The organism is Pseudoalteromonas sp. US3C1013, from assembly GCF_048401115.1.
Classification (GTDB): Bacteria; Pseudomonadota; Gammaproteobacteria; order Enterobacterales; family Alteromonadaceae; genus Pseudoalteromonas; species Pseudoalteromonas undina.
Genome location: NZ_CP183075.1, coordinates 1,727,427 through 1,747,536 on the forward strand (window position 1 = coordinate 1,727,427; position 20,110 = coordinate 1,747,536).

Sequence of the window (20,110 nt, forward strand, 5' to 3'; positions counted from 1 at the left end):
TTTATATTTGAGCATACACGTGTAAGCCCAAACTTCAGCGCACAAGTGTACGCTCGAATTTTTAAATTTCAACCCCATTAGAGTAATTATTCAATTTTTCTAGAGCGGTATTTAAAGGTTAACAACGCTTAAGTACCCAATGGAGAACGATTAAATTGCGTGCACTTGTACTTATCCCAAATACTTAACACCATGATAAATAGCGTGCTAAGGTAGTTAAAATTTAGTTAATTTTGGAAGCCATTATGAACAAAGTAACAACGCGTAAAAAATTTTCTACACTTGCCAAAATCAGTTGTGCATTTGCACTTTCGGGGCTCACCAGCCTCAGTACTTATGCAGTTGATTTTAAAGAATTGGATAAATTAGCGCTTAATGTAAAATCGGTAACTGTTGCCCAAGGAATTTCAATTCCGTGGGCTATTGAGGCTCTGCCAAACGGTGACTTATTAATAACCGAGCGCAGCGGTATCCTTTATTTACTTCGCAATAACTCCACCAGCTTAACTAAAATCACTGGGCTACCAAAAATAGATGCCAACGGCCAAGGCGGGCTTCTTGATTTAGAGCTACACCCTGATTTTGCTAATAATCAATGGCTATATATTACTTATTCAAGCAGTGAAGGCGATGGCGCAGGTAGTAACACCGCACTTATGCGTGCAAAGCTAAGTAACGATCACAGCCAACTACTTGAGTCACAACAATTATACAAAGGTGAGCATAACTCTAAAAAAGGTCAGCATTACGGCAGCCGTATTGTGTTTGATAACCAAAACTATGTGTATTTTTCGATTGGCGACCGCGGCTCCCGAGATATTAATCCACAAGATTTAGGCCGTGATGGCGGTAAAATTTATCGTTTACACGACGATGGTAAAATTCCATCCGACAACCCCTTCGTAAACCAAAAAGGTGCAAAACCAGCGGTTTGGTCTTATGGGCATCGTAACCCACAAGGTATGTGGTTCGATGGTGACAATAGTGTATTTTGGGCACACGAACACGGCCCCCGTGGTGGCGATGAGCTTAATATGATTAAACCTAAAACTAACTACGGCTGGCCCGTGGTGAGTTACGGTATTAACTACAGCGGCACCTCGTTTACCGATTTAACAGAAAAACCGGGCATGCAAGCGCCCATATTACAGTGGACACCGTCTATCGCTCCTTCAGACATGTTGCTAGTAAAAGGTGATAAATACCCTGAACTTAAAGGTAAATTTTTACTCGCTTCAATGAAATACGCCTTTGTTAGCGTATTAGAAATAGCAGATGGCAAGGTCGTTAAACAAAGTAAATTACTTGAAGGTATTGGCCGTATTCGCAGCCTAGCCCAAGGTGATGATGGTACTATTTACCTTGGATTAGATGGCCAGGGCATTGTGCGACTAGATCCTAAGTAGTCATTTAATACATCTAATTACAGTAACAGCAAACTTTTTGCAGCTTAACTGCGTACTGTTACTGTAATTAGCTAATAAAGAACGAGGGTGTTGATGTTTTCATTTTTAAAGCCAGATCCAATCAAAAAATTGCGTAAAGAGTACGATGCAAAATTAGAGCAAGGCATGCAAGCACAAAGAAAAGGCGATATTAAAAGCTATGCGATGTTAACTGACGAGGCTGAAAAAATCTGGAATGAAATAGAAGCACTCGAAGCCAAAAAGGCCAAGTAAACATATATCCTACCAATTCAAACCAATCCCGCGTTAAAAACGCGGGGTTTTAATACTTACAAACATCTTTTTTAAATTCACTTAAGCCCAACCAGATAATTCCCTAGCTTAACCTCCATCGTAACTAGCTTTTAATTGAGCACAGCTGATTATACTCATAGCATTATTGCCTTCTCTTACTTATGCTCATAACCCACCTAAAACCTCGCATAAACAATTATTTACATTAACGTTAATTAGTGGAATTATTAATCTAGTCCAAAAGAGTTGATGCATTGTTTGAAGTAGCAGAATCTTAAAGGGCTGATGATTTTGTGAGTGCGAGGAAAGCATTTTTAGTAAAGTGTGTAATTAAGCCATAAAGCATCAAAAATTTACTGGAAAAAATGCAATATAATGAAAAAATTATAATTAAATCAAGGAATACAGATGTACACAGGTAGTTGTTTATGCGGCTCAATCAACTTTTCAATTAATGGTAAAGTTACTGATATTATTCATTGTCATTGTTCGCTTTGTCGTAAGGCCAGTGGCAGTGCTTTTGCTACTAATGGATTTATTAATGCCAGCGATCTGACATTAACTGACTACAACGGCACACTTACTTTTTACCAAAGTAGTGAAGGTAAACGTAAGTACTTTTGTAAAACCTGCGGCGCTCCAATTTATAGTGCTAACGCTCAATCTCCTCAAAGATATCGCCTTCGATTAGGCGCGTTGACCTGCGATATAACAGAGCGACCAATATCGCATAATTTCATCACCTCAAAAGCTAATTGGGAAGACTTAGATGCTCAGCTTCCTCGTTATGAGGGACATGAGCCAGGACGAGAGTAAATCCATATAAATTTATCTATTTTTTGAAGTGGGAGTTTGAATGAAACTGAATCAAGTAACTTTGCCAGTCAAAGATATGAATGAAGCGGTGAGTTTTTATCGCACACTTGGCTTTACCCAAATTGTTGATACACCTCATTATGCACGTTTTAGTTGCCCTGAAGGTGACTCTACATTTTCATTGTCTTTAGAGAGTAAATTTTTTGAAAATCATTCTGTAATTTATTTTGAGAACGATGACCTCGAACAATTGTGCCAACAGTTGAGTAAAAAGGGGATCGTATTCGAACAGCAACCCACAGAGCAAAGGTATCTATGGAAGGAAGCGGTTTTAAAAGACCCTTCAGGAAATAAAATTAAACTCTATAAAGCTGGAGAAAATCGATTAAACCCACCTTGGAAGGTACAAAAACAGCCATAAAGCTAAGCACGAACCAGCATTGCGCTAAGCAGCTAAATGCTGGCGTTTAAGTACTGTACTTAGTTATTTATATTCCATTTTAGCGGTTAAGCGATTAAATAACCCTGGGAAAAACCGTTTTATAAACGGTGCCCAACCACTTAACCCTTGGCCTATTACAACTTCGTCTTTTTTATTGTAGATTGCAGTGAGCATTTTTGATGCGGCTACATTTACGTTCATACCATTTTCTATTGAAGGCTCAGGTTTGTTTTGCGCCTCCCCTTGCTCGTTTAATGAGTTATGGGCAATCGCCGTTTTAATTGAGCCAGGGCAAATAGTTAAGCAATGTATGTTGTGCTCTGCCACTTCGGCGCGTAAGCAATCCATAAAGCCTACCACAGCGTATTTACTGCCTGAGTATCCGGTTCTAAACTTTGAGCCTACTTTGCCTGCCACGCTACTAATAGCCACTACTGAACCGCTTTTACGTGCCACCATTGAAGGTAGTACCGCTTTAGTGAGTGCAATTAAGCCAAAGTAATTTACTTCCATAAGTTGCCGGTACACTTTAAAGTCGTTTTCTAAAAATAAACTACGCTGCGATACGCCACCGTTATTAATTAAAATATCAATGGGGCCTAAGCTATCTATTTTCTCCGATACATCCTGCAGTACCATTTCGGGCTTTGATAAATCAAGCGGGATAACACGGTGCCCCTCGCCTTTTAACTCGTCTTTTACTTGGTTGAGTTTATCGATATTTCGCGCTGATAAAATAACCTTTGCACCTTGCTCTGCAAATTGTTTTGCAAGTTCTTCACCAATACCTGATGATGCGCCGGTGATCCACACTGTTTTATTATTATAATCCATGGTTTACCTTATATTCTTTGACTGGTTATGCTTTAGTTGGACCCGCTATTTCATTCACTTGCTGTTCTAAGTTTTTGTAAAAGCCCATTAAAAATAGTAGCTCAACAGTGACATACAAAGGGCCAATAATTAAGCCTACTAAATCATCAACAAAAGCGGGCTTTTTACCTTCAAAATAATGACCAATAAACTGTAATATCCAGCCAAACACGAACACCCCAACTCCAATTACCAACCAAGGTATTAATGCCATTGCGGCAATTGGCTGGGCAGCTACCAGTAATAAAGTGAAAATAATTCCCATGATTAAACCAAGCGAAAAGCTCAACATAAAATAGTAAACCACAGAGGCTAATACAAAAATTTGCGCGCCATCAATGCTAAAATTAGCAATAGGAATTTCAATTCGGGCGAGTAAGCATAAAGCGGCAAACACAATGAGTGGAATACCAAAAAAATGGGTTAATACATTTCGTTTAGAGCGATGGTACAAACCATACTGGCCGAGCTGTTGTTCAAGGGTTTTCATGACGGCGTTCCTATTGTTATTTTTATAAGCAAAGTTCACCTTATAAAAAATGACACATAATAACAACTGATAACGATAGTTAATCTCTAAAAATGGTGAGCAGCACCTTATGCGTTATAGCTATAAATTAGGTAAGGTCATCGTTAATAATTAACATGATCAGCACCAGGAGGTTTACATGCTTTTAAAAACACTCGCCGTTGGCCTATTACTCGCTTTAGCTGAGATAATTAATGGCAATATTAGAGTAAGGATTTTACATCGATTTTACGCTCTAAAACGCGCTAAAACACTCAGCTTACTTTTGGGCACTGCGATTATTTATGCCATTACTTGGCTGACCTTGCCATGGGTTAACCCTATTTCGTACTTAGATTGTTTAAATGTGGGTTTTGTTTGGCTAACAATAATGCTTAGTTTAGATATTATTGTGGGCAGATATTTATTTAAGTATAAGTGGCACAAAATACTTGATGATTTTAACCTTTTTAGAGGTAACTTACTGAGTGTGGGCATGCTATTGCTTTTTATAAGCCCCTGCTTGGTTTTTTGGTTACAGATGTAACTTAAAAAATAAATGAGAAGCGATAAAAGTTTTGATTTAATTTACTTCTCTAAAAGCGTAGCGTCTGTTTGCCCTCTTTGTGCGTTAATCACTTAAAACCTACTTAAAGACAGGAGTCAATAACCTTTCAACATACCGCTATCTAAGCTAATGCGGTTACTAGCTTGCCTTTTTCATGTGTTGGTTGCATTGCCATTCGCTCCGTGCCTTTTTCGAATTCTTGCTCTAACATTTTTTGTAATTCAGCAATCTGCTCTTTTATGGCATCTACATCAACCCCTTCCTCTCCTAGTTCTTCTGCCAAGGCTTCTATTGCTGCTTTTAACTCAGCTATAGTTTCTTTATCGACACCTAAACGTTGATAAATTAATGCCTCTTGGGCATTTTCTAAAAAGCTTTTGTCTTCTGGTTTAGCGATAAAATTAGGGGGTGCTTGGTTTTCAGCGGTACTTGTTGTTGCCGCAGCGGCAGATGTTGACAGAACGTCACTCGTTTTTGCCACTTTGTTAACGGGATTATTGTAACTACTATATTGATTTTTAAAGGTTATTGAAGTCATTGGCTCAAATCCATTTTTGCTTTAATCGTTATATTCTTTAACTGAAATAACTTAAGCAACTTTGATACCAGTTAATATTTGATTGTCTCTAAGGCTTATTTTTATTTCAAATTAAGCCCTCTTAACTCATTTCGCACCCACTTCTCATCTAAATACAGCTCTAAGTGTTGCTCAGCAAACTTTAAAAAGCTGCGTGCAGCGTGTGATATATGTCGGTCTGTACGCACCACAAAATACCAATGGCTAGCTAAAGTGGTGTCGGTAACATTAAGCACTTTAAAGCTATTATCACCTTTAGGCAGCACATGCTGAGAAAGCACCGCAATCCCCATACCTGAAGCTACCGCCACTCTAATGGCTTCATTACTGGCCATTTGCACACTGTCACTTAATACCAACCCTCTACTTTGCAGCTCGCTTTCAAATAACATCCGAGTGGCGGAGCCTGTTTCACGCAATAAAAAACGATACGGAACTAAATCAGCCAGTTTAAGTGCGGTTTTATCGGCTAATGGATGATTTAGTGGCACTATAAACACTAAAGGGTTATGTAGAAATCTAGCAGCCTGGGCATGCTCTAAAGATGGCGGGTGACTAAATACATAAATATCGTCTTCTCCGCGTTCAAAGCGTGCTAAAACGGCTGAACGATTACCTATTTCAAGTGGTAGCTCTACATGCAGATGTTCATTACTGTATGGGCCTAACAATTTAGGTAAAATATATTGGGCAGTATTAACCATAGCAATTTTACATCGTCCACGTTCACCTCCTTTTAGCTCCGCTAAGTAATCTTGGTAATCTTCAAAATGACCAAAAACCTGTTGGCAAGTCCTAAATAAGGCCATACCAGCTTCGGTTATTTGCAACTTTTGTTGCTGCATAATTATTAACGGTTCACCTACCGCTTCTTGTAAGCGTTTAATTTGTAAAGAAACCGTAGGCTGAGTCAAATGAAGTCCACGAGCGGTTTCGCTTATAGAGCCGGTTTTTACTACACTCATAAATACTTCAAGTAGTCGGAAGGAAAGTTGTCTTATATTCATACGCACCTCATAGGTTTTTATCTATAGGATGTTATCATTCATTTTATTATTTACTATATAAAGATTTGCCTATAATAGCGCCGCTTAACAAATCAAATTAGTAATAAAGAGGAGAACAGCGTGCCTGATATTGTAGTAATGTTTTTTATTTTAGGATTAGCAGCGGGTATCCTTCGCTCTGATTTAGCTATTCCCAAAGCGACGTATGACACTCTCAGCTTACTACTCATGCTTACCATAGGTCTAAAAGGTGGCATGGTGCTGCATGGCAATTTAAGTTGGCAATTACTCCCAGAAATGGCCTCGGTTATGTTACTTGGTGGGCTTATTCCACTCACTTTATACCCTATTTTAAAACACGTTGTTAAGCTAAGCGTAGCGAATAGCGCCAGCATTGCTGCCCACTATGGTTCGGTTAGTGCTGGTACATTTGCGGTAGCATTAGCGTATGCCGAATCGGCTAAATTAGAAGTGGGCGCAGAAGTTACCTTGTACCTAGTTATGCTTGAGTTACCAGCCATTATTGTAGGTTTACTGTTGTATCGTAAGCTCGACAAAGCACACAGCGAAAACACCAACTTATCGTTAAAAGCACTGTGGCACGAAACGCTTACCAATAAGAGTGTGATTTTGCTCGTTGGCGGTGTAATTATCGGTATGATGTATGGCACCCAACAGGGTAGCCAAGTTACGAGTTTACTTACCAGTAGCTTTAAAGTAGTGCTGGCGCTATTTTTACTCGAAATGGGCTTGGTTGCTGCACAAACGCTTCGCCCTTTTCCTTGGCAGCAATGGAAACTGGCTGCCTTCGCCATTATTACGCCGTTATTTTTAGGCACCATTGGCGTTATGGTTGGCACCTTGCTAAATTTAGAATTAGGTTCAGTGGTTATTCTGGGCAGCTTAGTGGCGAGTGCTTCTTACATTGCCGCACCTGCTGCTGTAAAAGCCGCTATTCCCAAAGCAGATATTGGCCTAGCCATGCTTAGCTCGTTAGGTGTCACCTTTCCATTTAATGTTATTGTTGGGATTGGTTTGTATCATCAACTTGCCGTTGTCATAAGTTGAATATAACGCACTAAAAAAGCCCAAAGTGGGCTTTTTTGGTTTTATAAGCAGTATTATTTTATTTAAAACAACGCTTAAAAATACAACAATTTTAAAACAATAAAGCTAACTTACTTCTACAAAAAAATAGCATGTAAGCGTTTAATTTACGTAAAAAAACATTTTGAATACTATTTTCATTTAGCAATTAAAAAACTCTTTACTTCGTTGTCAAATCAGCCTAAATTCGCCGCAAAATTAACCTCCTTAAGATAATTGCTTTATCAATCTCCCCTAAAAACAGCAATTATTTAACCTCTTTTTCGGAACAATCTAATGGTGGAACTTACCGCTGATAGTAAATCAAATAACCCGCTAGCGCCGGTTATTGGCTTATCGTTTTTTGCTATTGCATCAGGCTTTTTAATGAGCTTGATCCCGTTATCACTCAATGCTTTTAACATCAATATTGATTTAGCTCCATGGCTTGCCAGTGTCTTTTATTTAGGCTTATTGATTGGTGCTTTATGTATAGAGCGCGTAGTGGTAAAAATCGGTCATAGGTTGGCTTTCATCGGGTTTTTAGCTTTATTAATTATTAGTGTTATCACCCAGCTGATCAGCCCAACGGCCACTATGTGGTTAATAGCACGCTTTGTGGCTGGTATGGCAGTTGCTGGCGTATTTGTGGTGGTAGAGTCATGGTTATTAATGGCCAACACCGCAAAAGCGCGAGCTAAGCGCTTAGGGTTATATATGACCTCCTTATACGGTGGCAGCGCAGTAGGTCAACTTGCCATTAAACCATTAGGAACGACAGATGCTGTGCCTTATTTATTTGTTATTACTTTGTTAGCTGTTGCGATTTTAGCGCCGCTCTTAATTACCCGAGGACAACCTGATACGCAAAACTTACAAAAGCTACCATTTAAAGAACTAAAAACTCTCAGCCGCCCTGCTATTTTAGGCTGTTTAGTATCGGGGTTATTACTAGGCCCTATTTATGGATTATTACCGGTCTACATAGCCGCACAAACTGAACAAGCTCAATATACCGGCTTACTTATGGCGGTGATTATTTTAGGTGGCATGTTAGTTCAGCCTTTAGTGAGCTATTTATCAACCCGCATTATTAAAAGCTTATTAATGGCTATTTTTTGCTTTATTGGTACCGCCAGTGTGGTGGGTATTTTACATGCTAATAGCTTTGCGGCCCTAGTAAGTAGTTATTTTATATTAGGTGCATGCAGTTTTGCGCTTTACCCGATTGCCATTACTCTGGCGTGTGACTCATTGCCTATGGCAAAAATAGTCTCAGCTACCGAAATAATGCTATTAAGTTACAGTGTGGGCTCGGTTTTAGGGCCGCTAATGGCTACCTATTTTTCAGATAAAAGCCATGGTGTGCTTATTTACTTAGGTGGCTGCTTAATTACTACCTGTATTTACATGCTTATAAAAAGTATGAAAAAAATACCAACTGGTAACACCCCCGTCGCCGGCTAGCGAATGCTAAAAGCCGCTTAATGCTGGTTACGGTATTAAGCGGTTTACGCTTGAGTAACCTCTTTAGCAACCGCTTTATTTTTTAACTCAAATACTTCAATTTTATGCTCGTTTATAAGTTCATCAACAAAGCAGCTGCGGTTGTTATCATCAGCTATTATGTACACTTTATGTTTAGCGCGAGTGAGCGCTACATAAAATAAGCGACGCTCTTCACTGTGTGCGTAATTATCTTTTGCGGGTAATAACGCTTCTAAAATCTGAGGTGTTGGCTTAGTGCTTGGAAATCCAAACGCTCCACCATTCATTGCTAATATAATGACATAATCGGCTTCTTTGCCTTTTGAGCCATGAAACGTATCACACTCAAAATGCAATGCTGAAAACTCTTGCTGTAAAGCACTTATATCGGCCTGTGAAGGTAACTGAAATCGAAATCGTGCAAGTAAATATACCGTGGCAGACTTGCCAGAATGTCCCTTAATCCCCTTTAGTAAATGCTTAATTGCGCCATTGTTTAGCTCCGCTATTTTGCTGTTTATAGCTGAGCCACTATTTAGCGTTTTTAGCACGCTAACAGCGGGCTTACTCACCTTTGCAACTGAATGAATGTCTTTAGCTAACTGCGCTGGGTTTTTCATAATAAAGCCTGCGGCAACCTCGCCAATTTTATTATTAAAGCGAAAGGTCCTATCTAATAGAGTTTGTGTTGTAAAACCAAAATGTGCGGCAAACTCGGTAGTAAGTCGCATATCTGCACCACTAAAACGGTAAATAGCTTGCCAATCGTCTCCTACTGCAAACAGTGAACTATTAGATTTACTATCGCGCAGTGCTTTTACAAGTGTAGCTCGCAGCGGTGATATATCTTGAAATTCATCCACCATGATATAACGCCAAGGCGATGTAAACTTTTTAGTGTTTACATAATCGAGGGCTTTAATAATCATATCGTCGAAGTCTATTTCGCCCTGCGTGCGTAAATAATGGTTATAGTTGGCTAACAACGGCTTTAATAATTTCCAGGCTTGCTGTATCTGCTTTGAATCGCTCTCAAGTGTTATATTTGCGGTTTTATACACGCTGATTAATTGGCTAAATAAGGTAGCTAACTTGGTTAAATGACCGCCAGATTTTATCTCTTTTAAAAGCGCTATATGATTAGGCTTTGCAGGACTAAATTTAAACTCGCCTTTAACGTCATTAAGAGTGTTATTTATATAATTTACCAGTGCTCTAGCATATTGTGGTTTAGCATTGGCAAGCGATTCAAAACATCCTTCAACCCATTTTATTTTAGCTTTTTCGTTTTCAGCGAGTTTAGATATTTTAGGTGGCTTGCCCTCAACCTCGCTAATAATGGTTAAGCCGACGCTGTGAAATGTGGCCGCTTTAATGGACTCAGTGCCCAGCTTTTGTTTAATTCGTTCATCCATTTCGCAAGCGGCTTGCTTACCATAGGCGAGTAATAAAATATCGTTGTAATTAGCCTGCCCACTATTAACCAAATAGCCCGCTCTGGCCACCAACACACTGGTTTTTCCTGTACCAGCACCTGCTAGCACTAAATTATTATCGTCATCTATGATGCAAGCTCGGCGTTGTTGCTCAGTGAGTGGATTTGTTTCAACACAACTAAAAAAATCGTTATAGCGCTTTAATTGTGATTGAGTGTATTTATGTTGAAAAAAACGCGTGAGTGAATCGCTCCACTGGCTGTATTGCTCAAGCAATTTTATTTGTGTGCTGACTGTTGCTAAAACATCGCTACTTTTTATCCAAGGTAGCCAGCGTTTATATTGCTCATCTACTCGTTTTTTTATATCAGCCACATATGATTGGCGCAAAAACTGAGTGTGAGCAAATTGGTTTATTTCACTCAACACCTCATTAAGCACAGCAATATTGCTTTTAACCCATAACATATCAGTATGCGCTTTAAATGCCCTATTGCTGCCATATGCCCTCATCCAAATACGATACTGCTTAGAGTCGGTATTAAAGCGCAGTGTTTGCCCAAGCACACCATACTCATAGCGAATGGGCGACGTTAAATTACACCAACTCAATGTGGTTGTTTGTGTTTTATTGCTGAATACTAAACCTTGTGGGTTTATGTCGACAAAGCGATGCGGGGTAAAGATACGGCCAAATACACTAGCCTGAATAGAATTCATTAACAGCAGAATTCCTTTATAAAAATGAACCAATTAGCCATATTTTAAGGGAATATGCCTTGCAAGGATAATAAAACCAATAAAAATTAGCCGTAATGTTTACACGAATTTTATAGCGTATAAAAAACACCCAATTAATTTACCCACCTGCTTGGCATAAACACCACTATGTGACTAATATCTACTCTAGATACAGTAAGATAACAAGGATTGAAACATGCGAATAAATTCAATTAGAACCAAAGTCATTTTGCCAATTGCTTTTTTAGCATTGATCCTTGCAGGCTTGCTAGTTGCCATAGCTTCAATTACTTACATACAAGACAGCGCTATGAAAAGGCAAACCGAAACCTTTTTTGAAGCTGTTACTGTTATTCTCAATGCCGACAGAGACATATATCAAGCACGTATTGCACTTGAAAATTTACTCAGCGCCACTGGTGATAGTGAGAAGAATAAAGCAGAGTTTTTAGAAAACGCAGAGCAAGTAAAAGATCGCTTTAATAAATACTTAACCTATTTAAAAGATGAAGAGGCATTACTAGCAAAGCATGATTCATTTTCCAACTTTATGCCTTTGTATAATGAATGGGTAAATCATAGTAAAACGCTCATTGATACCAACCACTCACAAGGTAAAATGCAAAGTGATTTAAATAAATCTGAACCTGAATTTATAAAAATACGCGAAATGATGGATCAGGCAGGTGAAGAGCTTCGCGCTTATACTAATAAACAACAGCAAGATAAAGTGGGGGCTGAGCGTTTAGGGCGTTATGTAGAAGCCATTTCAGAGATACTAAATGCCGATAGAGATATATACCAAGCCCGGCTTGCAAAACAAAAAATAGTAAACCAACACGGTGATTTAGCACAAAATCAAAAAATATTTGAAGAAAACGCAGCCCAAGTTATTCGTCGTTTTCATAGTTACCGTAGTTATTTAATTGACGAGCCGCAGCTAACACAAAAATATGCCAACTTCGATCAGCTTTACCAGCAATGGTATGAGCAAAGCAAAGCCTTGATTTACTCAACTCCTGCAAAGCAAGTCGCTTTAATTGATAATAATTTAGCAAAAGCTGATAAAAGCTTTAACGAATTAAGAAATATACTTGATATTGCAGGAGAAGAAGCACGCACGCATGCCAGAGCTGTAAAACAAGACGTACAACAAAGCATTCAACTTTTTGAAAAAATTGTTTTTATTGTGATTATTATTGCCTTTATTGTCGCTTTAGGTGTGGGCTATTACATTCCGAAAAAGCTAACCGATAATATCAATAATATTACCCTTCGTATTAAAGAAATAGCCGCTGGCGATGGCGATTTAACCCAACGTATTAACACTACATCACACGACGAATTAGCTGATTTAAGCAATGAATTTGATAACTTCTTGAGCCATTTACAAACAATAATAAAAAATATTCAGCAGCAATCAAGCCAACTTGGTGCAGTAACGGGTGATTTAAATGATGTATCTGATACCGCGATGGAAGTAACCCAAAAACTTGCTAATGCCTCTGAGTCAATAGTCAGTGCGGGTCATGAAATGGACATGGCCAATCAACAAATGGCAGAGCTTGCAAAAAATACAGCGCAGGAAGCCGATATATCTAGCGAGCAGGTAAAGCAAGGTGTTCAAGCTATTGATGTGTCTAGCAAAGCGATTGAAGACTTAGCTAACGATATTAAGTCTGCATTAGCGAATTCGGTTGAACTAGAAAGTAGCTCTACCGATATAACCTCCGTTCTTGAAGTAATACGTAATATTGCAGAGCAAACAAACTTATTAGCTTTAAATGCAGCGATTGAAGCCGCTAGAGCCGGCGAGCAAGGCCGTGGATTTGCAGTGGTAGCTGATGAGGTAAGAACGCTTGCCACACGAACTCAACAAAGCACAGACGAAATTGATACCATGATCCAACGCTTAAATGACAATGTTAAAGCGTCGTCTGATTCAATCAAAAATAGCCAAACTAATGCCAATACCACCTTAACCAACTTTGACTCAGTAATTACCATTTTTAATAGCCTGACTCACGCATTTGAAAAAGTGCAGCAAATGTCGGCTGAAACCGCACAAGCTACACAAGAGCAGTCACATGTGGCTAACGAAATAAATCGAAATTTAGTATCATTAAAAGAGCAATCTGCACAAATGAAACAAATTTCATCGCAAACCACGCAACAATCTAAAAATGTATCGGCTTTATATAAGCAAATGAAATCGCAAGTAGAAAGCTTTAAAGTATGAGCGAGTAACAATTACAAAGTTAAGCGCACGTAAATTGCGCTTAAATTTTGCTATCGATAATAATCAATTCACACTCAGTGGTTGCCGTTAAAGTGATGGTTTTAGTCTGTGTAACTTCTGCGCCATCACCTTTATTCATGTTAACTGAGGCTGACTCATCGCTAATAATAAGCTCTCCTGCCGATGCCAGTACATAGGCTTGATGATCAATCGGCTGTTTTATTAATGTGCCTTTTGCCAGCTTACCACCATAAATACGCGCCTGCTGATTAATAAACAGTGCACTATCGGCATCTTTTGGATAACCTGAAACCAGTAAGCTAAGGCTGCTTGCAGCTTGCGTAGGAAACTTTTTACTTTCCCAACGCGGCTCAACATTGTGTTGATTACTCTGAATCCAAATTTGATAAAACGTTAGTGGTTCATCTGTTAGGTTATATTCTGAGTGGGTAATGCCGGTGCCTGCACTCATTACCTGCACCTCACCTTGCTCGGTGATCCCTTTGTTGCCCATACTATCTTGATGAGTAATGGCACCACTACGGATAAAACTAATAATTTCCATATTTCTATGTGGGTGCGCACCAAACCCCATACCTGGGGCTACCCAGTCATCATTAACTACACGCAAAGTGCCAAATCCCATACGAGCAGGATTATAATAATTCGCAAAACTAAAATGGTGCTTTGACTTAAGCCAACCATGATCAGCATTGCCTAAGCTATTTTTTGGGTAATGAGTAAGCATATTTTTTCCTATACGTTATCTCTACGTCATTTAGTATTGACGGTCTCGATCATGGGCAGCATCAAACGTGTGTTTAGCACCTAAAGGCACAATTTGCGTTGGGTTAATGGTTACGTGACTGACGTAGTAATGCACCTTTGTGTATTCTAAATCGACCGTTTCCTTTACCCCAGGTACTTGGTAAAGCTCATTAATGTAGTTACTAAGATGATGAAACTCACTTAACTTTTCTCGATTACACTTAAAGTGCCCGTGATACACAGCATCAAAGCGGATAAGTGTGGTAAATAATCGCCAATCGGCTTCAGTGAGTTTATCGCCCACTAAGTAACGCTGTTTTGCTAATCGAGTTTCTAACCAATCTAAGCTATCAAACAAGGCGGTGTAAGCTTCGTTGTAAGCTTCTTGAGTTGTAGCAAAACCGGCTTTATACACCCCATTGTTAATGGTGTTATAGACACGGTTATTCACCGTTTCTATTTCTTCACGTAGCGCATCTGGATAATAATCGTCGGTGTTACCAGTAAGCTCATTAAACGCACTATTAAACATGCGAATTATTTCTATTGATTCGTTGTTTACAATAGTCTGCGTTTTTTTATCCCATAAAATAGGCACGGTAACACGCCCTTCATAGCTAGGGTCGGCTTTTAAATACAATTGGTAAGCGTAATCTAAGTTATAAAGTGGATCGCCCTGCTCGCCAAATTCCCAGCCGTTTTCCATCATAGGTGCTTCAACAATACTCATAGAAATAATGTCTTCGAGCTGCTTTAATTTACGAAATATAATGGTGCGGTGCGCCCAAGGGCAAGCCAAGGATACATATAAATGATAGCGACCCGCTTCTGGTTTAAATTTACTGTTTTGCGCTGATGAAATCGTATCTCTAAAGCGGCTATCTTGGCGTACAAATTTACCGTCGCTTTTTTCAGTGTCATACCATTTATCGACCCATTCACCGTTAACAAGTAATCCCATGTCCGTCTCCTTAGTTTATAGAGTGTGCCAACCTTACGCAGGTTGGCAGCTTAAAGTTCAATCACTTATGTGACCAGCTTATTGATTTAATTTGTGATAAATTTTTCCATCAAGGGATAGCTTTCCAGCTCCTTGGATCAGTAAAGCTAGGGTAATGGCTAACAGCGATAACGCAAATTCATAACCGTTATTGCTCATAAATAAACCGTTATCTATGTGTGTGGTAAAAATAGCAACTACCATAGTGATAGCCAGTACAAAACTCGCAGGACGCACCAGCAAACCAACGATGAGTAGTAACCCACCAAAAAATTCAGCGCCACCGGCCATTAATGCCATTAAATAGCCCGGTGCTAAGCCAATCGACTCCATCCATTGCCCTGTGCCTTCCAAGCCATAGCCGCCAAACCACGCAAACAGTTTTTGTGCACCATGAGCACTAAACACTAATCCTGCAATAAGCCTTAATGGTAGTGTTGCAAAAGACTGTTCAGTTTTTGTGATGGCAGCTGTGATATTTTTAATCGTCATAGTTTTAACCTGTATTGTTCCAATTGAGTATGCAGCTATTGTATAAGTTGAATTAAAATTAAATAACTCCTATTATTTGCTCTATATGTTCAAATATTTTGAACAGTTAATATTGGGTATCATTATGAATACACCCCCTATAAGCATAGAAGCTTTACTGGTACTGGACGCCATTGAGCATCGTGGCAGTTACGCAGCCGCTGCAGAGCAACTTAATAAAGTACCCTCAGCCTTGTCGTATATTGTTAATAAACTTGAAGAGCAATTAAATGTAACCTTGTTTCAGCGCCAAGGTCGACGTGCCGTTTTAACCCCAGCAGGTAAACATTTACTGACCGAGGGGCGTAAAGTACTCAATGCTATAAATAATTTATCGGAGCAAACACAAACCATAGCTAATGGCTGGGAGCCACGGATACGTATTGCCTATGACTCTATTTTTGACATAAGTGACGTATTCAAAAATCTACAGCTATTTTTAAATGAGCATAAAAATATTGAGATAGACATTAAAGAGGAAGTACTTAATGGCACTTGGGAGGCTTTAATTGAGGATGACGTTGATTTAGTGATTGGCGCACCGGCCCCTGTACCTAATCAAAAGGGGATCAGAGCGGTAAAAATAGCTGATATTCAAAATGTTCTGGTGGTTCACCCTAGCCACCCGTTAGCGCTACTAAAAACCCCCACTGAGCCCAGCGAACTCGGTCAATACACCACGGTTATAGTGCATGACTCAGCAAAGCAAGGTATTCCGTGGTCAGCTAACTTAATCGAAGGTAATCAGCGTTTTTATGTAAGTTCTGTAAGCCAAAAAATAACCGCTATTTTATCCGCTATTGGTATTGGTTATTTACCTGTAAACCTTATTACTGAGCATATAAAAGCTAACAAACTGCATGTTGTGGAACTTACCGAGCCACGCCCAACTCAAGACTTATACCTTGCATGGAAAATAACTAACAAAGGTAAGGGGCTGAAACAGCTGACCCAAATTATTCTAAATAGTGTTTAAGCCTAATAAACGTAAAAAGCCCATGCTGAAACAGCATGGGCTTTTTGAAACTTTAATAAATATTACAGCGCGAGATCTTGCTTAGCGCGCGTTAAATTGTGCGACACTAACTCGTTACCTGACATTTGTTGTGCTTCGTAAAAGTCTGATAATGCAGCTGTTTCGTTTTTAGCCATTAAACGTCCTACACCACGGTTACTTAAAGCAAATGAAGTTAGCTCACGTACTTTAAAACGTGGGCCAGTGCTTTGTTGTAATAAAGTAATTGCTTTTGAGCAGATTTCTTCAGCTTGGCTATAATTTTTTGATTTTACATTTAATGCACAATCGTTAAATGCAACTTCGAATTCTTGAGGGGCTGTTTTAGCCTCTTCAATAACCATTAACTTGTAATCACTTTGATCAGCCATTACAGCAGCTGAGCAAGTTAATAAAGAGCCAAGAGCGATGGTTTTGATAAGTGAGCGTTTCATGATTAATTTCCTATTTGGTTAGTCGTGCTTGTTGCCGACAACTAAACTTTAGAGTGTTTACTTAATCTCGACAAACGATTAAAAACAAACCAATAAGTGAAAAAAACTAACCTATAGGTTTTAAGCTGCTAAAAAGCGATTAGCAGTTCAAAAAGTCAATCACCTCTTCTTGTAGATCAATATAATCGTCTTCTGACATATTTAATGTTGCTAAAACGTGTTTTTCTATATCATCCCAATCTTTAGTGGTGTCACCGCGTAAAACACAATTAACCAGATTCTCAGACATTTTTAAAACGCTGTAACACAATTGTTGGTTACTTCCAGTTATGTTACTTAGCATGCTCAAATCGTGATGACGTAAAATAAGCTGACAAATATCTACGGGTAAATGCCAGCTGGTCGCTAAGTAATAACCCACAGTGGCATGATTAGTTCCATATAAACGCTCTTCTATATCTATCAAGCTTTCTTTATGGGTATTATTTGAAGTATGCAAAGCACTCACGTAATTATCAAATTTGATTGCCATTGGCACAATGCCACAATCATGAAACAAACCAAGCGTATACAAGTACTCAACGGGGACATTATTTAGACGTTGTCCAATAATCATGTTTACATCAGCAATTTCTGAGGCGGTATCCCAAAAACGTTCAAGGCTAATACAGCACTCATTTTGGGCGAACATTTGCTTTAGCTTTAGGCTAGGAACTAAAGCTTCAATGCCATTCCAACCTAAAAACATAATGGCTTGTTTAATATTTGACACACTACGAACTAAGCCATAAGCGGGTGAATTAACTATCTTTAAAATAGCGGATGCAATAGCAACATCTTTAGCGATGATTTCTGCGGCGTCTGAAAGCGAGGGCTCTTGTGCAGATGCTAATAATTCAAGATCATTTAAGATTTGCGGTCTTGGTGGAATAATAAAGTTTTTATTTACATCTGATAATACCTGCTCATTAACTACAATCATCGATGTCTAGCCTCCAGCTAAGCTATATGGATTATTTATTTTATTCCATTTGAACTTTTATACTAGAAGTTGATTACTCAATATTCAATATTTTACCTATTTTTAAAATTAACTATTTGTGGCTTAAGCTTTTATTTTTCATTACTAATGCAACCTAAAAAAACGGCCAATAAAAAAGCCCTCAAATGGTTGGTTAGAGGGCTTAGGAACTAATTTGAACACTTAAAATGGCAGTTAGGCTATACCATGTATCTCTTTCCAATTACCTGGATGAACAACATAACCAAACAATGCATGTCCGCCATATACCAGCTCTGTTCCTTCTGGTATCCAGAGCATTTGCCCTGGCTTAACATGATGGGTTTCGCCATTTGCGGTTAACTCGAAGCAGCCTTCTATAACAAATACAACTTCATCATAAAGTACTGTCCATGCTACTTTTGCACCTTCCCATTTCGCAAAACCAACACCTATATTTGGTGATATTTCAGTGCTAAGTGCACGAGCCACGTAGGCCATCCCAGGCGTATCTCCACGTACATTAAAGTCGAGTAATTTACTGTCTACTAATTTAACCTGTTTCATATTTCACTCCTACTTTGCCATTTGGCAAGTTTAATTCGGCTTTTTACTCCTAAACCAAGCAATGGCTCTGGTGGATTTAAACTTGGCATACCCGTTACCTGCTGAATATCATCAAGCGACTGCGATGTTGCCCCCATAACATAATCAGCAAGCAAAGTACCCGACACAGTTCCCCAAGCAACCCCCACACCGTTATCACAGGCGCTGGCAAACACTCCATCATCGAGTTGGCCAAAAAAATTAGTGAAATTTCGCGAAATAGCATAGGTGCCTCCCCACGAATGTGTAAAAGGCACATCGACTAGTTGTGGATAGCGAGCTAAAAATACTTTGCGATGATCGTTTTGAATTTCCTGACGCAACTTATCACTAATGCTGTTGCCATATTTAGCTACATGTTGGTAGGTATTACGAATAATAATACGACGATCAGCGGTCATCCTAAGCGTTGTGCCAGCGTGATCAGCGGGTGTAAGTCCCCAATCAAGTAAACCTGTATACTGCTGCATTTCTTTATCGTTTAGCGGTCGGGTCCAACTAGCAAAAGTCATTACAGGAAGTAATCGATTTTTTAAAAAACCAAACTCACGAGTAAAAATACTTGTACCCAGTAATAACTGAGGTGTTTTAATGCTGCCGTGCTCTCCTTGCAACAGCCACCCTCCTTGCTCTTTCTCCAAGCGCACAATAGGCGAATGCTCAAATACCTCAATGTTTTTTGGTAAGTTAGCACCTAAACCACAGGCTAGTGCTGCGGGTTGAACCAAGTACCCCCCCGGGGTGTAAATAGCACGGCTGTAGTAATTAGTGCCTAATACTTTTGCCAAATCAGTGCCAGTAACATGCTCAAATGGTTCGCCTAAATCGGTCATAAGATGTTCGAAGTGATCAAGGTAAGCTTCACCCCTAGCGCCTACTGCACCTTGGTATTTACCCGCAGCCGACCACTGGCAATCAATGTTATATTTAGCGACTAAAGAAGCAAGCTGATCAATCGCAAAACGATTAAGTGACAATAATCTTTGCTTATGTGCAGGATCTGGGTGCTCAAGAGAGAATTTATGCGGTAAGTCAATCACAAACCCTGAATTACGCCCTGATGCACCTTGGCCTATTCGCTGTGCATCAATTAAGGCAATTCGTGCATTTGGCGCGTGCTCAGCTAAACGGCGTGCCATAGCTAAACCAGCAAAACCAGCGCCTAAAACCACGTAGTCAGCCTTTTGTGCCCCCGTTAAAAGCGCTTGTTTAGGCTGCTTTGGTAAAGCGTTATACCAGCCACAGGTATTATCATCATGCGGTAAATGAATCATA

General features: G+C 39.3%; 21 protein-coding genes. 9 read left to right on the forward strand and 12 right to left on the reverse strand.

Annotation, left to right across the window (positions count from 1 at the left end):
- Window positions 1-245 precede the first annotated feature (245 nt).
- The 4 genes from ACNSN2_RS08040 (at window position 246) to ACNSN2_RS08055 (ending at window position 2,937) form a co-directional block, all read left to right on the forward strand.
- Window positions 246-1,406, forward strand: coding sequence for a PQQ-dependent sugar dehydrogenase (locus ACNSN2_RS08040; protein ID WP_418606950.1), 1,161 nt, complete (start codon window positions 246-248; stop codon window positions 1,404-1,406).
- 93 nt (window positions 1,407-1,499) lie between these two features.
- Complete coding sequence (locus ACNSN2_RS08045; RefSeq protein ID WP_010390276.1) at window positions 1,500-1,679, forward strand: DUF6435 family protein; 180 nt, start codon at window positions 1,500-1,502, stop codon at window positions 1,677-1,679.
- 429 nt (window positions 1,680-2,108) lie between these two features.
- A complete protein-coding gene (locus ACNSN2_RS08050) occupies window positions 2,109-2,516 on the forward strand; it encodes a GFA family protein (RefSeq protein ID WP_054201063.1) in 408 nt (135 codons plus the stop codon).
- Between the two features lie 40 nt (window positions 2,517-2,556).
- On the forward strand, window positions 2,557-2,937 hold the full coding sequence (locus ACNSN2_RS08055) for a VOC family protein (protein WP_054201064.1): 381 nt from the start codon (window positions 2,557-2,559) through the stop codon (window positions 2,935-2,937).
- 63 nt (window positions 2,938-3,000) lie between these two features.
- Here the strand turns inward: ACNSN2_RS08055 and ACNSN2_RS08060 are convergent, their stop codons facing one another.
- A complete protein-coding gene (locus ACNSN2_RS08060) occupies window positions 3,001-3,792 on the reverse strand; it encodes an SDR family oxidoreductase (protein WP_054201065.1) in 792 nt (263 codons plus the stop codon).
- Window positions 3,793-3,817: 25 nt separating this feature from the next.
- Window positions 3,818-4,321, reverse strand: coding sequence for a DUF962 domain-containing protein (locus ACNSN2_RS08065; RefSeq protein ID WP_054201066.1), 504 nt, complete (start codon window positions 4,319-4,321; stop codon window positions 3,818-3,820).
- A gap of 178 nt (window positions 4,322-4,499) precedes the next feature.
- Between ACNSN2_RS08065 and ACNSN2_RS08070 the strand changes: the two genes are divergently transcribed.
- The gene (locus ACNSN2_RS08070; RefSeq protein WP_054201067.1) at window positions 4,500-4,886 is read left to right on the forward strand and encodes a hypothetical protein; all 387 of its coding nucleotides are present in this window, start codon (window positions 4,500-4,502) and stop codon (window positions 4,884-4,886) included.
- 142 nt (window positions 4,887-5,028) lie between these two features.
- Here ACNSN2_RS08070 and ACNSN2_RS08075 read toward each other — a convergent pair whose 3' ends face one another.
- A complete protein-coding gene (locus tag ACNSN2_RS08075) occupies window positions 5,029-5,445 on the reverse strand; it encodes a hypothetical protein (RefSeq protein WP_054201068.1) in 417 nt (138 codons plus the stop codon).
- Window positions 5,446-5,546: 101 nt separating this feature from the next.
- Window positions 5,547-6,491 (reverse strand): LysR family transcriptional regulator, encoded by a 945-nt coding sequence (locus ACNSN2_RS08080; protein ID WP_054201069.1) that lies wholly within the window; start codon window positions 6,489-6,491, stop codon window positions 5,547-5,549.
- A gap of 120 nt (window positions 6,492-6,611) precedes the next feature.
- Here ACNSN2_RS08080 and ACNSN2_RS08085 point away from each other — a divergent pair, with 120 nt between their 5' ends.
- Together ACNSN2_RS08085 and ACNSN2_RS08090 are read left to right on the forward strand one after the other, a co-directional pair.
- Window positions 6,612-7,559 carry a sodium-dependent bicarbonate transport family permease gene (locus ACNSN2_RS08085; RefSeq protein ID WP_075169114.1) on the forward strand — a complete coding sequence of 316 codons (948 nt, stop codon included), beginning with the start codon at window positions 6,612-6,614 and terminating at the stop codon, window positions 7,557-7,559.
- 315 nt (window positions 7,560-7,874) lie between these two features.
- On the forward strand, window positions 7,875-9,044 hold the full coding sequence (locus tag ACNSN2_RS08090) for an MFS transporter (RefSeq protein WP_418606954.1): 1,170 nt from the start codon (window positions 7,875-7,877) through the stop codon (window positions 9,042-9,044).
- Between the two features lie 44 nt (window positions 9,045-9,088).
- Here ACNSN2_RS08090 and helD read toward each other — a convergent pair whose 3' ends face one another.
- A complete protein-coding gene (helD, locus tag ACNSN2_RS08095) occupies window positions 9,089-11,221 on the reverse strand; it encodes a DNA helicase IV (RefSeq protein ID WP_418606955.1) in 2,133 nt (710 codons plus the stop codon).
- A gap of 217 nt (window positions 11,222-11,438) precedes the next feature.
- On the opposite strand from helD, the gene ACNSN2_RS08100 reads away from it, so the two are divergent.
- A complete protein-coding gene (locus ACNSN2_RS08100) occupies window positions 11,439-13,481 on the forward strand; it encodes a methyl-accepting chemotaxis protein (RefSeq protein WP_418606958.1) in 2,043 nt (680 codons plus the stop codon).
- 40 nt (window positions 13,482-13,521) lie between these two features.
- Here ACNSN2_RS08100 and ACNSN2_RS08105 read toward each other — a convergent pair whose 3' ends face one another.
- The 3 genes from ACNSN2_RS08105 to ACNSN2_RS08115 form a co-directional block, all read right to left on the reverse strand.
- Entirely contained in the window at window positions 13,522-14,229 is a 708-nt protein-coding gene (locus tag ACNSN2_RS08105; protein WP_418606959.1) for a pirin family protein, read from the reverse strand.
- Between the two features lie 30 nt (window positions 14,230-14,259).
- Entirely contained in the window at window positions 14,260-15,210 is a 951-nt protein-coding gene (locus tag ACNSN2_RS08110) for a glutathione S-transferase family protein (protein WP_138621225.1), read from the reverse strand.
- Between the two features lie 78 nt (window positions 15,211-15,288).
- Window positions 15,289-15,741 (reverse strand): DoxX family protein, encoded by a 453-nt coding sequence (locus tag ACNSN2_RS08115; RefSeq protein WP_418606961.1) that lies wholly within the window; start codon window positions 15,739-15,741, stop codon window positions 15,289-15,291.
- Between the two features lie 124 nt (window positions 15,742-15,865).
- Here ACNSN2_RS08115 and ACNSN2_RS08120 point away from each other — a divergent pair, with 124 nt between their 5' ends.
- A complete protein-coding gene (locus ACNSN2_RS08120) occupies window positions 15,866-16,756 on the forward strand; it encodes a LysR substrate-binding domain-containing protein (RefSeq protein WP_418606963.1) in 891 nt (296 codons plus the stop codon).
- Window positions 16,757-16,818: 62 nt separating this feature from the next.
- Here ACNSN2_RS08120 and ACNSN2_RS08125 read toward each other — a convergent pair whose 3' ends face one another.
- The 4 genes from ACNSN2_RS08125 to ACNSN2_RS08140 all read right to left on the reverse strand — a co-directional run bounded on the left by ACNSN2_RS08125 (window position 16,819) and on the right by ACNSN2_RS08140 (window position 20,109).
- Entirely contained in the window at window positions 16,819-17,229 is a 411-nt protein-coding gene (locus ACNSN2_RS08125; RefSeq protein ID WP_010390302.1) for a hypothetical protein, read from the reverse strand.
- Between the two features lie 139 nt (window positions 17,230-17,368).
- Window positions 17,369-18,211 (reverse strand): HDOD domain-containing protein, encoded by an 843-nt coding sequence (locus tag ACNSN2_RS08130; protein ID WP_010390303.1) that lies wholly within the window; start codon window positions 18,209-18,211, stop codon window positions 17,369-17,371.
- A gap of 234 nt (window positions 18,212-18,445) precedes the next feature.
- Window positions 18,446-18,796 carry a cupin domain-containing protein gene (locus ACNSN2_RS08135; RefSeq protein ID WP_075169106.1) on the reverse strand — a complete coding sequence of 117 codons (351 nt, stop codon included), beginning with the start codon at window positions 18,794-18,796 and terminating at the stop codon, window positions 18,446-18,448.
- A complete protein-coding gene (locus ACNSN2_RS08140) occupies window positions 18,793-20,109 on the reverse strand; it encodes an NAD(P)/FAD-dependent oxidoreductase (RefSeq protein ID WP_010390306.1) in 1,317 nt (438 codons plus the stop codon). The genes ACNSN2_RS08135 and ACNSN2_RS08140 overlap by 4 nt, the downstream gene beginning before the upstream one ends.
- Window position 20,110: the final 1 nt, after the last annotated feature.